General features: G+C 43.5%; 13 protein-coding genes and 1 riboswitch. Of the genes, 4 read left to right on the forward strand and 9 right to left on the reverse strand.

The features are described from left to right. Positions 1-41: 41 nt before the first annotated feature. Entirely contained in the window at positions 42-866 is an 825-nt protein-coding gene (gene ygiD, locus PSF27_RS13690) for a 4,5-DOPA dioxygenase extradiol (RefSeq protein ID WP_272681680.1), read from the reverse strand. A gap of 615 nt (positions 867-1,481) precedes the next feature. After that, positions 1,482-2,135, reverse strand: a complete 654-nt coding sequence (gene ribB / locus PSF27_RS13695) for a 3,4-dihydroxy-2-butanone-4-phosphate synthase (RefSeq protein ID WP_206083693.1) — start codon at positions 2,133-2,135, stop codon at positions 1,482-1,484. Between the two features lie 158 nt (positions 2,136-2,293). After that, a riboswitch (FMN riboswitch) is annotated at positions 2,294-2,445 on the reverse strand. Between the two features lie 272 nt (positions 2,446-2,717). Here ribB and PSF27_RS13700 point away from each other — a divergent pair. Together PSF27_RS13700 and ubiK are read left to right on the forward strand one after the other, a co-directional pair. After that, entirely contained in the window at positions 2,718-3,416 is a 699-nt protein-coding gene (locus PSF27_RS13700) for a DUF3592 domain-containing protein (RefSeq protein ID WP_206083692.1), read from the forward strand. A 179-nt stretch (positions 3,417-3,595) separates the two neighbouring features. Next, complete coding sequence (ubiK, locus tag PSF27_RS13705) at positions 3,596-3,859, forward strand: ubiquinone biosynthesis accessory factor UbiK (RefSeq protein ID WP_272681681.1); 264 nt, start codon at positions 3,596-3,598, stop codon at positions 3,857-3,859. Positions 3,860-3,905: 46 nt separating this feature from the next. Here the strand turns inward: ubiK and PSF27_RS13710 are convergent, their stop codons facing one another. The 6 genes from PSF27_RS13710 to PSF27_RS13735 all read right to left on the reverse strand — a co-directional run bounded on the left by PSF27_RS13710 (position 3,906) and on the right by PSF27_RS13735 (position 11,308). After that, positions 3,906-4,205, reverse strand: coding sequence for a toxin-antitoxin system HicB family antitoxin (locus PSF27_RS13710; protein WP_272681721.1), 300 nt, complete (start codon positions 4,203-4,205; stop codon positions 3,906-3,908). Positions 4,206-4,298: 93 nt separating this feature from the next. Continuing rightward, positions 4,299-5,228: a nucleotidyl transferase AbiEii/AbiGii toxin family protein gene (locus PSF27_RS13715; protein ID WP_272681682.1), complete on the reverse strand. Its 930-nt coding sequence runs from the start codon at positions 5,226-5,228 to the stop codon at positions 4,299-4,301. Next, complete coding sequence (gene abiEi / locus PSF27_RS13720; RefSeq protein WP_272681683.1) at positions 5,221-5,754, reverse strand: type IV toxin-antitoxin system AbiEi family antitoxin; 534 nt, start codon at positions 5,752-5,754, stop codon at positions 5,221-5,223. Before abiEi ends, PSF27_RS13715 begins: the two co-directional genes overlap by 8 nt. A 214-nt stretch (positions 5,755-5,968) precedes the next feature. After that, positions 5,969-7,396: a bifunctional D-glycero-beta-D-manno-heptose-7-phosphate kinase/D-glycero-beta-D-manno-heptose 1-phosphate adenylyltransferase HldE gene (gene hldE / locus PSF27_RS13725; RefSeq protein ID WP_206083689.1), complete on the reverse strand. Its 1,428-nt coding sequence runs from the start codon at positions 7,394-7,396 to the stop codon at positions 5,969-5,971. A gap of 90 nt (positions 7,397-7,486) precedes the next feature. Then, entirely contained in the window at positions 7,487-10,333 is a 2,847-nt protein-coding gene (gene glnE / locus PSF27_RS13730) for a bifunctional [glutamate--ammonia ligase]-adenylyl-L-tyrosine phosphorylase/[glutamate--ammonia-ligase] adenylyltransferase (protein ID WP_272681684.1), read from the reverse strand. A 12-nt stretch (positions 10,334-10,345) separates the two neighbouring features. Beyond that, the gene (locus PSF27_RS13735) at positions 10,346-11,308 is read right to left on the reverse strand and encodes a CYTH domain-containing protein (RefSeq protein ID WP_206083687.1); all 963 of its coding nucleotides are present in this window, start codon (positions 11,306-11,308) and stop codon (positions 10,346-10,348) included. A 280-nt stretch (positions 11,309-11,588) separates the two neighbouring features. Between PSF27_RS13735 and PSF27_RS13740 the strand changes: the two genes are divergently transcribed. Both PSF27_RS13740 and PSF27_RS13745 read left to right on the forward strand, forming a co-directional pair. Beyond that, positions 11,589-12,203: a TIGR04211 family SH3 domain-containing protein gene (locus tag PSF27_RS13740; protein ID WP_206083686.1), complete on the forward strand. Its 615-nt coding sequence runs from the start codon at positions 11,589-11,591 to the stop codon at positions 12,201-12,203. Between the two features lie 12 nt (positions 12,204-12,215). Then, complete coding sequence (locus tag PSF27_RS13745) at positions 12,216-13,460, forward strand: multifunctional CCA addition/repair protein (RefSeq protein ID WP_272681685.1); 1,245 nt, start codon at positions 12,216-12,218, stop codon at positions 13,458-13,460. A 40-nt stretch (positions 13,461-13,500) separates the two neighbouring features. Here the strand turns inward: PSF27_RS13745 and folB are convergent, their stop codons facing one another. Then, positions 13,501-13,860, reverse strand: a complete 360-nt coding sequence (folB, locus tag PSF27_RS13750; RefSeq protein WP_206083684.1) for a bifunctional dihydroneopterin aldolase/7,8-dihydroneopterin epimerase — start codon at positions 13,858-13,860, stop codon at positions 13,501-13,503. Between the last annotated feature and the right edge of the window lie 41 nt (positions 13,861-13,901).

Consider the following 13,901-nt stretch of genomic DNA (forward strand, 5'->3'; position numbering starts at 1 on the left):
AAGTATGTGACTAGGGTAGCTGCGTGAAGCCAACGTAGTGATCACTCGAAATATGACGAGGAAGAGCCGACGATGACCGACAACATACTCAACGATGCCGATACAATTCCTTCAATCGGAGTGCTTACCTCTTCTTCACCATCCCAAGTGCCTAAAATTGGTAAAATAGGCAAGTAGTGTTCCACTGATGGGTTTGATAATTTGCCATCTTCCCTTTCTAACCCTTTAGTTAGTGGATGTGGGATCGCTTTACTTTGCAAGTTATCGTAGACAAACTGTTCAAAAGACAAAGCCCATGGATAAGGCTCTGCTTGATCATTTTGCCAGTTCATAGCACGAAGATTGTGCACCACATTGCCACTGCCCATAATCAATACACCTTGCTCTCTGAGTATCGCTAACTTCTTGCCTAATTCATGGTGCCAAGTTGCAGGTTTTGTGCCATCAATGCTTAGCTGGATCACGGGAATATCTGCCTCTGGGTACATGCGTACTAAAATTTCCCATGTCCCGTGGTCAAGCCCCCACTCTTCCTTATCGAGGAAAATAGGTTCTGGTGCGAGTAAATCTGCAACTTGTTGGGCAAGTTCTGGTGAACCTGGCGCTGGGTATTCAATTTGGTATAACGCCTCTGGAAACCCGCCAAAATCATGGATAGTTTTAGGCTTTAACATCGAGGTCACTGCCGTGCCACGCGTATACCAGTGCGCTGAAATCACCAATATCGCGTTTGGACGAGGTAAGGTTTTGCCGAGCTGCTCCCATGCTTTGGTATAAGGATTATCCTCTATCGCATTCATTGGGCTACCGTGGCCTATAAAAATCGCGGGGATCTTGCTATTCACGACTGAAGTATTTACCGACATGATGATTTCAACTCCAACTCAATTAATTTCTGCTTACAGCATACGCTTTTGTGCAAAAAACACAGTGGCCTAATTATGAGTATGATCATCAAAAAAATTGAAAAGGCCACGAGGTGTGCAACTCAGTGGCCTTCATAAGATTCTATATGCTGAACGTACTATCAATAAATTAGCTAAAATTAGCCCATTTATATTTAAGTTTAAAAAACGAACTCTTCCTCAAAATACGACGAAGACATTCCTCTAAATAGTTCGAGTTGTGGCTAGGCGGCAAAACAAAGCTATCCCTAGGAGCATACATAAGTATGTGACTAAGATGACTAAGAGAAGCCAACACCACCACAGCTTGAAATACGACGAAGACATTCCTCTAAATAGTTCGAGTTGTGGCTAGGCGGCAAACGAAGTCATTCTTAGGAGCATACATTAGTCTGTGACTAAGATGACTAAGAGGAGCCAACAACGCCACAGCTTGAAATACGACGAAGACATTCCTCTAAATAGTTCGAGTTGTGGCTAGGCGGCAAACGAAGTCATTCTTAGGAGCATACATTAGTATGTGACTAAGATGACTAAGAGAAGCCAACAACGCCACAGCTCGAAATATGACGAGGATCAGCTCGCTTTCTTTTCATGCTGCAAACGATATTGTACTAAATCCTCGATAGTCACTACCGTCAAGCCATGTTGCTTACCAAAAGCCGCCACTTCTGGCGTACGCGCCATTGAGCCATCATCGTTGGTCAATTCACATAGCACACCCGCTGGCTTGAACCCTGCTAATGAGGCTAAATCGATAGACGCTTCTGTATGGCCACGGCGTGCTAATACACCACCTTCACGACCCCGTAATGGGAAAACGTGGCCTGGGTGGTTCAGGTCTGCTGGCACTGCGTTATCCGCAATCGCTGCACGAATGGTAGTAATACGGTCTGCAGCTGAAACGCCAGTGGTAACACCGTTTGCCGCTTCAATCGTCACAGTAAAGCCCGTTTGATTTTGGCTGGTGTTATTTTCTACCATCATTGGCAGTTCCAATTTTTTGCGACACTCTTCAGTGATACACAGGCACACAATACCGCTGCTGTAGCGAATGGTGAATGCCATTTGCTCTGCAGTCATGGTTTCTGCTGCAAAAACTAAATCGCCTTCGTTCTCACGATCTTCATCGTCCAGAACAAGAACACCTTGGCCTTGGCGTAAAGCTTCGATAGCTTTTTCAACACGTTCGATTGGATTACCGAATTCGGAAAGTAGCGTATGATCCATGGTAAAAACCTCTTAAATAGTTATTAACTAGTTACCAGAATCAAGGCAGTCTTAGGATTACGAGAAATGATGAATAAATAAATCGCCCATAAGTGGCAATCTACCCATTCAGGTATGCAGAACATGATTGTGCATTACGGCACAAATATGCAGATACAGTTAATTCTCTCCCATCCGGACTATAACCGTCGGCTCCAGATTCACACTGGATCTGCTGACCTTTATCACTAAAATGATAAAGCGCTCGCGGGCTTCATGCGCGTTGCATGTTACCGCCGGTGGGGACTTTCACCCCGCCCTGAGATAAACGCAATTAATATAACGCCAATAATTCAACTACGCAACGGTGTCTTTCAAAACTGGCGAGCCTCTCACACTTTTGGCCAAAAAATATGAATAAAAACCTATAGTTATCAGGGGTAATTAAAATACAGGCATCACCTGTTACCACCAAGGCATAAAAAATCGCAATAAGACGTAAATTGTCCTAAATATCAGTCTAAACATCACACTTAACTAAAATAATTTATTGACTTGTATAATAATAACCAGCAATAAAAATGTCATTAAAGGAATACTAGGGTGAAAAAGTACCGTTTTATCTTTCCCATCTTTTTAGTCATCGGTCTCTTATTTTTGGTCGGAACTGCTTTTGCGCTTTATTCTGGTATGGATATGGCAAAAAATGGTATTAAAACAACAGGAATAGTCACCGATCTCGACATTAGTGTTTCGGAAGATAAATCAAAAACCTATTTCCCCATTATCGAGTTTACGACCCTAGAAAATCAACAAATTGAGTTTCGTTCATCAATGGGGAGTAGCGGTTATCGAAACAGCATCGGTCAATCCATTGATGTACTTTATAATCCAACAAATCCGCAAGATGCCATCATTGATTCACTCTTTGGTGTATATGGACTGAGTATCATTTTAGGTATTTTTGGCGGTGTATTTACGTTAATTGGTGGCATTCCTGTTATGTTCGGTATTACCAATAAGAAAAAAAGTACCCGTTTATTGCGCGAAGGTACGCCAATTCAAGTAAAAATCACAGGTGTTGAAGAAAATACTATGATCCAAGTGAATAGACGTTCTCCTTATCAAATTATTGCAGATGTCCATGATAAAAATACAAATACAATTAAGCGTTATAAAAGTGAGAATATTTATTTTGACCCATCCCCTTATATTGATAGGGAAAATGTGACTATCTATCTCGATAGAAGTAATGCCAATAAATACTATATGGACATCCGTTTTTTACCTGAATTGAAATAACGTTAAACTGACCATCTTGGGTAATTCCGCCTTCAAGGTGGTCATTTCTCCTTCAGTCTCATCCCCCTTGCCTCCTTGTGCTCCAAGTATCATAAGGAAACAGGAAAAGAGTTTATTACCGCGACAAGAGGTATTACACTACCCCCAACTCATTTCTCAAAAAATTTAAGGACCCGCGAATGCTCGATCCGAAAAAACTTGAACAAGTTGCTCGCCAAATTCAAGGTGCTTTACCCCAAGGCGTACGTGATTTAGGTGAAGATTTTGATAAAAAACTGCGCTCACTGTTACAGTCACAACTTGGCAAATTAGACTTAGTCAGTCGCGAAGAGTTTGATATTCAAACTCAAGTTCTACTGCGTACCCGTGAAAAACTCGCCAAAATGGAGCAACGTGTTAGTGCACTTGAAGCTCACTTTAGCGAAGAAAAAAACACACAGTAATATAAAAAACAAAAGTGACGCCTAACTATAAGGGTCACTTTTAATATTATTTTAGCACTGAATCCGGCACCAACTCTCGTTCAATCAACTGCACAATATACTGATTTTTAGAAATATTATGTGCCGCGGTTGCTGCATTTAAATATGCTTCTAAACAGCTCGGATAACGCAGCGTAAATGACTTTACCGTTTCTGGCTCTTTGAATGGGTTAATCCCTTCTTCTTTGCAAACGGCAATATACTCAGCCAAAGAAATGCAAGCTTCTTTTTTTAACCCTTCAATGCTATCAGCCACAAAATCACAGTAACCACTGACATCTAAAAATTTGCCGCGAAATGCTTTAATTTCAGCTTAATAAGTAACAGATGCTGGATGACTATCTATCGTCATCACATTATGAAGTGACCTCCAATAGTTGGACTACCAATTACTGGGGGGCTACATCTCAAATTTCTTTACTGGCTTCGGATCTTTGCTTCCATAAATATCTGTTTGGATGGTGACGAGCAGTTCATGAAGAGTAGCTTGTAAAAATTCAAGAAAATCTGGTTGAAGGAGGGTTCTATTGACTACAGACACAGGTAAGAATCGCTTCATTTCCTCCCTAAACTCTTCACTCGCCACCAATGAAGGCAGGGACTCAATTCTTGCTTGCAGCCATTCCTCAAACAGAGCACTGATTTTATAATCGGCAACCTTTTTCATTACCAATTCAGCGTCTGGTCTAGCTCCTTGCTGGTGGAGCCATACCAGATCCCACATATCTCTGTACCGAATATGACTGGTTGTTGCAGGGAATGAGACCAGTTTATCAGCCATGACCTCGGTGAGGTCTTCCACTCGGATAATCAAGTCAGAATAGCCGCTAGGAAGCTGCTCATAGTTTTTAGCGAGCGATCGCAGGGTGTTGGTGTATGCAGGGATGTTGGTTATTTCCACTTTTATCCGCTGCTTTGGTAGATCACTTTTTCCTGGGTTGGTAGTAACAGATATTTGCCATTTATCGACTTTAACATCCGCATAATCTGGTTCTTTTCTCAGTTCTTTTGGCTCTTTAACCACAACCTCAAGACCATAGCGTTCACCAACATACTTCTCAATACAAGCTTTAATTTCAAGCATTTGCGCTGAACAGAAGTCACGACCACCAGCAAAGTCCAGATCTTCACTAAATCTGTTGGAACCATAACAAAGCCTGAGCGACGTTCCCCCCTGAAATGTGATGTGCTTTAAGAGCCTTGCGGTGGAGAGTGCATAAAGAATGTCATAATGTAGCAACTCCTTTTCTACGACAGGTCTGTTTGCTGCATAGTCCTTCTCGGTGACAATGCTGTCAACCAGCTCATTGAAATTGACAATATCAGACATAGTTTAGCTCCTCACGCTGGATGAGGTGTGTATTTCTGCCAACCCTCATTAGGTCCATAACGGCAGTTTCCTTTGTTGCAATTCGTAATGGCCCTCTTCCTTCAACCGTAGTATTAAGGATTTCAGACGGCTTCTTAGCAGTATGGGTAACTTCAATGGCACCCCAAGGCGTCACAAACTCTCCAGACCGGCCTGTGGACATAATGGTAAGCCTATCGATAGGGATCTGTGAAATTACACCGTACTGGGATAGAGCGGATTCCAAGCTGATGTAGTTGTAGTGGCCTCGTCGAATATTTTCAGCCAGGCGTTCTAAAGGGTAAGGTCCTAATGAACCTTGAGCATAGGTATATACTCCTTTTGAAGCCCGGCGCAGCACATTATTCGCAATCAGACGGTCAACGGATTTTTGCAATGTTTTTGGAGACTCATCAGGGAAAAGCATTTCTAAATCTTTGGTGAGGAAGATACTTCTACCTTGCTTACTGAATTTGTTAAAAACATTAACTGCTGCCATTAATTCCATATTACCCTCCACTAAATCACCCCGCATAAGGGGTGGTTTTGTATATCAGAGTATAATACATAACCTAGATATACAAAACAACCTCAATTAAGGGGTTGTTTTGTATATCAAAAAGCCCGAGATTTGAAGTGCTCCCAACAGTCGGACTACCAATTACTGGGGGTCACTTCACAGCCCTCGTGAGGTTTTTAACTAGCTAATTAACAATGATAAATTAACTGGTTTTCATAATATTTTTGATGATATTGGTTGTTGAAATGCCATCTTCGAAATTAAGCACTTTAACTTCACCACCCGCAGCCCAAACCTCAGCACTGCCTGCAATGTCTTCTGGGCGATAATCACCACCTTTAACCAGAATGTCAGGGAGAACTTCAGCAATTAAACGTTGCGGTGTGTCCTCTTCGAAAGCGACAACCCAATCCACCGCACCTAGTGCACCTAAAACCGTCATGCGCTGCTCTAATGGGTTTACAGGGCGTGTTTCACCTTTAAGTCGACGAGTTGATGCATCGCTATTTACCGCAACAATCAGTCTATCACCCAATTTACGTGCATTGGCTAAATAGGAAACATGGCCTGCGTGCAGAATATCAAAACATCCGTTCGTCATCACTACACGCTCCCCACGTTGCCTTGCATTGGCAACCGCTTGTTTGAGTTCGCTTTCAGTCATGACACCAAACCCCGTATCCGCACGGCCACGGATCGCGTTTTCCAATTCGATTGGAGAAACAGTGGATGTTCCTAATTTGCCGACAACAACGCCAGCGGCGGCATTCGCTAATGCGCACGCTTCATGTAGCGGACGACCAGAAGCAATTGATGCCGCTAATACACCAATCACCGTATCACCTGCACCTGTCACATCAAACACTTCTTGTGCCTGTGTCGGTAAATGTAATGGCGCTTCATCACGGCGAATAAGGCTCATGCCTTGCTCTGAGCGCGTAATCAATAATGCTTTTAATTCCAAGGTATTAAGTAACGCCATCCCTTTTTCTTCAACATCTTGATTTGTCTTGCAAGGCCCAACGATGGCCTCAAATTCAGACATGTTTGGCGTCAATAATGTTGCACCACGGTAGCGTTCAAAATTGTTCCCTTTCGGGTCAATCAATACAGGTACCCCCGCTTTATTCGCTAGCGCGATCATTTTTTCAACGTGAGTTAATGCCCCTTTCGCATAGTCAGATAGCACTAATGCACCGATGTGCGGCAACGCTTGCTCGATACGCTCTAAAACGGGTGCCACATCGACATTGTCGAAACCTTCTTCAAAATCAAGACGGATCAGTTGCTGGTTACGAGACAAAACGCGTAATTTTGTAATCGTTGGATGCGTTGGAATAGCAACAAAATCGCAGCGGACTTGTACAGCATTTAAGTTTTCTGTCAATGCTTTCGCCGCATCATCAATCCCTGTTAAGCCGACAAGGCGGGAATTTGCACCTAGCGATGCAATATTCATCGCAACGTTAGCTGCTCCGCCTGGACGCTCTTCAACCATCGTTACTTTAACCACTGGTACAGGGGCTTCAGGAGAAATACGGTTTGCGGGACCATGCCAATAACGGTCTAACATCACGTCGCCAACCACCAGCACACCGGCTTTTTTGTAATCCGGAAGAGTTACTTTCATCCTGCACTCCAGTTTTAAAAAGGAAATTTGATCATAATTAGCGAAATATTAGCATATTGCACTAATTAGCTAAATAAAATACGTTTTAACTCATTCACCAAGCCATTTTTTCCAGCTAGCTAACACTTGCTCACGTTGCGGTGCAAATTGGCGCATATCCACGCGACTTGGTAATGATTGCAAAGCTAAGTGATGAAGTTCATTGCGCATAGCGACGTATGCTTGGGTTAATGCGTTGGCTTCTTCTTCCGACATAAAATCGTACTGTGCCATCAGTTCAAAAATCCGCACGTTGTCTGACCAGCGTGTTAACGCCTTGTTTTGCGAAGCAAAACGTAATACTAAATATTGCGCAATAAACTCAATATCCGTGATCCCACCAGGGTCAGCCTTTAAATCAAACTCATTAGCTTGGTGGCTACCTAAATGTTGGTGCATTTTCACTCGCATATCCCGCACTTGCTGTTGCAGTGTGTGTGCATCTCTCGGCAAGCACAAGGTTTCATGGCGAATTCGGGTAAATTGCTGTTGTAATTCAGCGTCGCCAAACACCATCCGAGCACGAATAAGTGCTTGGTGTTCCCACGTCCATGCATCATTTTTTTGGTAATCATCAAAAGATTGAATGGTACTGACCAACATCCCTGACTCCCCCGATGGCCTTAAGCGAGCATCCACTTCATACAAAATCCCTGATGCCGTGCGCGTACTGAATAAGTGAATAATTCGCTGCGCAACACGCAAATAAAACTGCCTTGCATCAATAGCGCGTTCACCATTAGTGACCACATTTAATGGGCAATCAAACAGAAAAACCAAATCTAAATCAGAGCTATAGCCTAGCTCCCAGCCACCTAACTTGCCGTAGCCTAATACAGCAAACCCATATTGCTTGCTATCACCCTGCGCTAAATGGGCAGGTTCACCGTAGCGTTTCACCATTTTTTGCCAGGCCTGATGAACAACGGCATCAATAATGGCTTCTGCAAGGTAGGTTAGGTGATCGCTCACTTTCATGACAGGCAGTACACCTGAAATATCTTCTGCCGCAATACGTAAAAGCTGCGCCTGTTTAAATTGACGCAACGCTTCCAATTGTTGCTCTTCATCTTCTTCAGGTACACGCATCAAATATTGGCGTAATTCGTCGCGGTAAGCCGTTAATGGAAGGGGTTGATAAAGGGATTTCGGGTCAAGAAGTTCATCAAGAAGTAATGGGTGACGAGATAGCTGCTCGGCAATCATTGGAGAGGCAGCACACAAACGGATAACGTGGGTCAGTACCTCATCAAATTCAAGCATCAACTCAAGGTAAGTCGTTCTACTCACGATGCTTAGCAATAGCGGTGTAATACGCTCAATAACTTGCCCTGCATCATCTCGCTCACCAATTTTCGCCAATAATTTCGGCATGAGTTCATCAAGCACATCGCGCCCTCTTGGCCCGATGGTTCGCTTGTTCAGGTCATGGCGGAACATTAAAATACCATGAATAATCCGCTGTGCAATGTCTTCATCCTGAGAGGGTAAATAGGCAGCAAGTTCTTCTTTGGACAGGTCGCTTTGCCATAACGTGATGTAAATTTCATCAAAGTTATCTGCATCTTCGTCATCATCATCTTGCCCAATTTGCTCAGCAAATATTTGGTGGACAGCCGCCATTTTTTGGCTTAAAGACGCGTAAAAGTCCGCCCAGCAGGCAAAATTCATCCCCCACGCTAAACGCGTTTGGTTGAGCGCATCATCAGGTAGAGTCTGAGTTTGTTGATCGTCGATACTCTGCAGTAAATTTTCTATTCTACGCAGGAAAATGTAGCTATCTTGTAGGATATCGAGCTGATTATCGGGTAATAAAGCGAGTTCGCGGATCCCCTGAAACGTGCTAAACAGCGATTGTGATTGTAAAACGGGTTCTCGCCCACCACGGATCAGCTGAAAAACTTGGGAGATAAATTCTATCTCACGGATCCCTCCAGCCCCCAGTTTGATGTTATTCACCAAACCACGGCGGCGAACCTCTCGCTCAATCATATTTTTCATATTGCGCAGAGACTGAATCACACTAAAATCAATATAGCGGCGATAGACAAACGGGCGCAGTAATTTGCGTAGGCCTTCAGCGTAATGCAGGCTATCGGGCCCCATAATCCTCGCTTTAACCATCGCATAACGTTCCCAATCGCGCCCTTGCTCTTGGTAATAATCTTCCAATGCGGAAAAACTAAATACTAGCGGACCACTGTCGCCAAAAGGCCGTAAACGCATGTCCACCCGATAAACAAAGCCATGGACAGTGACTTGATCGAGCATGCGAATCAGTTTTTGCCCTAAACGAGTAAAGAATTGAGCGTTATCCAATTCTTTACGGCCGCCTTGTGTGACACCGTTTTCAGGGTAAGCAAAAATCAGGTCAATATCGGAAGAAAAATTCAGCTCTCTTCCTCCCAGTTTTCCCATCCCTAGCACCAATAGCGGCTGTGGTTTTCCTTCGTGATTACAAGGGGTTCCCCACTGCTGACTATATTCCTGATACAGCCAGTCCCTTGCAGCAACAATCAAGGTTTCTGCTAACACACTCAGTTGGTAAATGGTGTCTTGTTGCGAACACACTGCCAATACTTGCATCCACGTACAGCGCACTAACATTTGGTGACGAAACGTGCGCAGCACCTGCATTAAATGATCTTCGCTTGAAACAGATGAAACACTGTCCGCAAGCCAAGTTGCATAATATTGCCACTCATCGGCCTTTGGTGGATTCGTGCGGATATCCAATAAAAACCGTGAATGGGCAAGAACCTGTTTAAGTGCAAAATCACTAAAAGAGAGTACTTGTGCTTCATCTTCACTCAAAGGCAATAAACCAGGCGCTTGGTTAGCTAACTGATTTAAAACACGTTCTTTTTGGGCTTGCAGTAAATCAGGCAGTGGATGCATATTGTTCAAATCCTAGTGATCTTCTTGGTAGGTTAACGCACTTAACCATTGAATAAAGGCCAGCTTACATTTTAACCACTGACTGCTATAGCAAAAATCATCCGCACTCATGTTTTCATTAGCAATATCTAACTGTAATTGGTCTAACGGCGTATCATGGATAAAATGTGGGGCAGAGTTTTGATAGTGCACCAAAAAGGCTTGAACAAAACGCAGGAACTCGACAAAACCTTGGCGCGCATCATTTGCCCCTGCTAACCAATAGGTTTCATGTTGTTGGCACAGCAACTGCATATGCGTCAGCGATTTTTCAATCGGTTGCTCTTCGTAATCAAATAGCGAATCAGGGCGGGTTAATGGTGCTTTAGTTGGTGAAAGTAAGGAATAACCCCGAGCAGCTTTACTTAGGGAAGACAGGTACAGTCCATCAATATCAGCAAACTTTTTCGCTAAATTAAGAACATCCGCAATAAAGCCTTTTTTCAGTTCTAATTCAAACTCTTGAATAGGTAAATCTTTTGCACCTGCGGAAATTTCACCTTGGTCAAGCACCACTTCAATTTCGCTGTCTTCGAAAGTCACTAACCATTTTTCGCGGGTAAAATTGGTGCTAAACAATACACTCAATTCAGATTGCAATGCCGTAATATCAGTGCCTTCTGGCCAAATGTCTTCAGGAAAAGCGGCAAGGTTCAGTTCGGGGGAATCAATATTAACATTGTATTCAGGCCGCTGATGTAAACCACTAATTGCCTGCCCCGCCGTTTTCATCGTCATTTCATAGTGACCATCACAGCCACGAATACGCAGCCCCATATCCCATTGCCGCAATTGCCTATGCGGCGTGTCAAAATAAATATTCGTTAGCTTTGTTGGCTCACTATATTGATGGGGCAATGTCGATATACTCTGACGAACAGCCTCTATGGCCTCACTTTTGGCGGCTAATTTGAGTTCAACCTCGACGTGGCTCATACATATCCTTATTTGATAATTTCACTGTGCTCATATTACCCCAATCAAGCGATGCTGAGAAAAGAATCTGTATTGAAATCAAAAATTCTCTCTGTCAGATTTCTTTTAGAGAGTTATCTTGAAAAAAGGGTAAAAATAAGGGTAATTTAGGCAGTTAGGATAGTTCTCATTATCCTTTAGAGAACCAAGACATCGGTGTTTAGGGTTTGCACCCTGCCACTTTACTTATTAGTATTCAATGAATACCACATTCATTCACCACCAAAAGACTGTAAATACCATGCGAAAAATTCCATTATTATTAATTTCAATCATGGGGCTAGGCCTTTCCTTAAACACACAAGCAGCAGAAAAGCGTTATGTTTCAGATGACTTATCAACATATGTTCATAGCGGCCCTGGCACAAAATATCGTATCGTAGGAACGCTCAATGCAGGGGACGAAGTTGAACTGATTTCCACTGACAATAAATTTGCTCAGGTACGTGATGATAAAGGCAGGACAGTTTGGCTACCTGTTGACCAGCTTAGCAATAAACAAAGCATGAAAACCCGTATTCCAGAGCTGGAAGCCGAAAATCAAAAGCTCCGCCAGCAGCTCGATAATATTGATGGTACGTGGAACACACGCACTGCCGATATGCAGCAAAAAGTGGCAGACAACGACAATATTGTTCGCCAACTGAAAGCAGAAAATGAAAAATTAAAGAATGAATTAATCAAATCAGGTAAAAAACTCGAGATTGCCGAGGTGAACCTTGACGATCGCCGCCGTGAATTGATTTTACAATGGTTTATGTATGGTGGTGGTGTAGCGGGTGCTGGCTTAATTTTAGGTTTAATTTTACCACACCTCATTCCACGCCGTAAAAAACGTAATGATGGCTGGGCATAATAAGGTTATTCGATGAAAGTGTATCTGGTCGGTGGTGCCGTCCGTGACCAACTCCTAGGGCTGCCTATTTCTGATAGGGATTTTGTGGTCGTTGGCACAACGCCTGAGGCGATGCTTACAGAAGGTTTTCAACAAGTTGGAAAAGACTTCCCTGTCTTTTTGCACCCAGAAACGCATGAAGAATACGCATTAGCCCGCACAGAACGCAAAATCGGGGTGGGCTATACCGGGTTTAACTGCTATAGCGCCCCTGATGTCACTATCGAAGATGACTTATTACGTCGTGATCTCACCATTAATGCCATCGCACAAAGTGATTCAGGGGAGATTATCGACCCGTTCAATGGCGTAAATGACCTCGAAAAACGGGTTCTACGCCACGTTTCAGACGCGTTTGCAGAAGACCCATTACGTGTTTTACGAGTCGCACGCTTTGCCGCACGTTTTTATGAACAAGGCTTCACTATCGCCCCTGAGACACTGGCGTTAATGCAGTCAATGGCGATGACGGGAGAGTTATCACACCTAACAGCAGAGCGCGTTTGGGTTGAAACCGAAAAGGCTCTTAAATCAACCGCACCGCAAGTTTATTTCGAGGTTTTACGCCAATGTGGTGCACTCGTAGTGCTGTTCCCCGAAATTGATAATTTATTTGGCATTCCAGCCCCTGAAAAGTGGCACCCTGAAATCGATACAGGGGTTCACACTTTAATGGTGATGAAAGTGATTGCTACGCTGTCTAATGATGTGAATATTCGTTTTGCAGCATTATGCCATGATCTGGGCAAAGCCCTTACTCCACCTGATGTGTGGCCCAGCCATCCTAATCATGGGGAGGCAGGTATCCCACTTATTGAGCAACTTTGTACTCGCCTTCGAGTCCCAATAGATGCGCGAGATTTAGCCTGTTTAGCGGCACGATATCATGATAAAATTCACGTAATCAATCGGTTATCGGCTAGTGATTTAGTCGCTGTTTTTGATGGTTTAGATAGCTGGCGAAAACCAGAACGCATTGTACAGCTCAGTTTAATCAGCGAAGCCGATGCCAGAGGTCGACTTGGTCTTGAACAACACGCCTATCCGCAAGGCGAGTTTCTGCGCCAAGCATTTGCTATCGCGCAGTCTGTCGCGGTAAAACCCATTGTTGATCAAGGGTTTAAAGGGTCTGAAATTCGCCAAGAATTGACACGCCAGCGTATTGAGCGCATTGCTTGCTGGCAACAACAGCAGCAAATTATTGATATGAACCTATAGATATGGATGATGCTGGCGATAAAACACCGCCAGCCATCTTTTAAGCAGTTTTAGTGCCTCTTTCGATTACAACACCGACTTGGTGAGCGCGTGCAACTGCGCCTGGTTTAGCGACTTTAATGCGTACCCATGGACTATTGAATTTTGTCATTAAAAGTTGGGCGACTTCTTCAGCAACGCGTTCAACTAAACCAAATTTATTTGTTTCTAAATGGTTGATGAGGGTTTGGCTAACCTGTGCATAATCTAAGCAATGTTCAACATTATCGCTCAAAGACGCGCGCTTGTTATCCCATCCCATTTCGATATCGAGCACTAATTTCTGCTCAATAGTTTGTTCCCAGTCATATACACCAATCGTGGTGATGACTGATAATTGTTCAATAAATACGATATCCATCACGTCATTTTCTCGTTTATGTACTGAATTAATACCACTTC

This window comes from Providencia sp. PROV129 (assembly GCF_028482245.1).
Lineage (GTDB): Bacteria > Pseudomonadota > Gammaproteobacteria > Enterobacterales > Enterobacteriaceae > Providencia > Providencia vermicola.

Excerpts from the sequence above, each read along its gene's own strand:
- ygiD (WP_272681680.1), bottom strand. The coding sequence starts at position 866 with ATGTCGGTAAATACTTCAGTCGTGAATAGCAAGATCCCCGCGATTTTT.
- glnE (WP_272681684.1), bottom strand. The coding sequence starts at position 10,333 with ATGCATCCACTGCCTGATTTACTGCAAGCCCAAAAAGAACGTGTTTTA.
- abiEi (WP_272681683.1), bottom strand. The coding sequence starts at position 5,754 with ATGGAATTAATGGCAGCAGTTAATGTTTTTAACAAATTCAGTAAGCAA.
- PSF27_RS13740 (WP_206083686.1), top strand. The coding sequence starts at position 11,589 with ATGCGAAAAATTCCATTATTATTAATTTCAATCATGGGGCTAGGCCTT.
- ubiK (WP_272681681.1), top strand. The coding sequence starts at position 3,596 with ATGCTCGATCCGAAAAAACTTGAACAAGTTGCTCGCCAAATTCAAGGT.
- ribB (WP_206083693.1), bottom strand. The coding sequence starts at position 2,135 with ATGGATCATACGCTACTTTCCGAATTCGGTAATCCAATCGAACGTGTT.
- hldE (WP_206083689.1), bottom strand. The coding sequence starts at position 7,396 with ATGAAAGTAACTCTTCCGGATTACAAAAAAGCCGGTGTGCTGGTGGTT.
- folB (WP_206083684.1), bottom strand. The coding sequence starts at position 13,860 with ATGGATATCGTATTTATTGAACAATTATCAGTCATCACCACGATTGGT.
- PSF27_RS13735 (WP_206083687.1), bottom strand. The coding sequence starts at position 11,308 with ATGAGCCACGTCGAGGTTGAACTCAAATTAGCCGCCAAAAGTGAGGCC.
- PSF27_RS13715 (WP_272681682.1), bottom strand. The coding sequence starts at position 5,228 with ATGTCTGATATTGTCAATTTCAATGAGCTGGTTGACAGCATTGTCACC.
- PSF27_RS13745 (WP_272681685.1), top strand. The coding sequence starts at position 12,216 with ATGAAAGTGTATCTGGTCGGTGGTGCCGTCCGTGACCAACTCCTAGGG.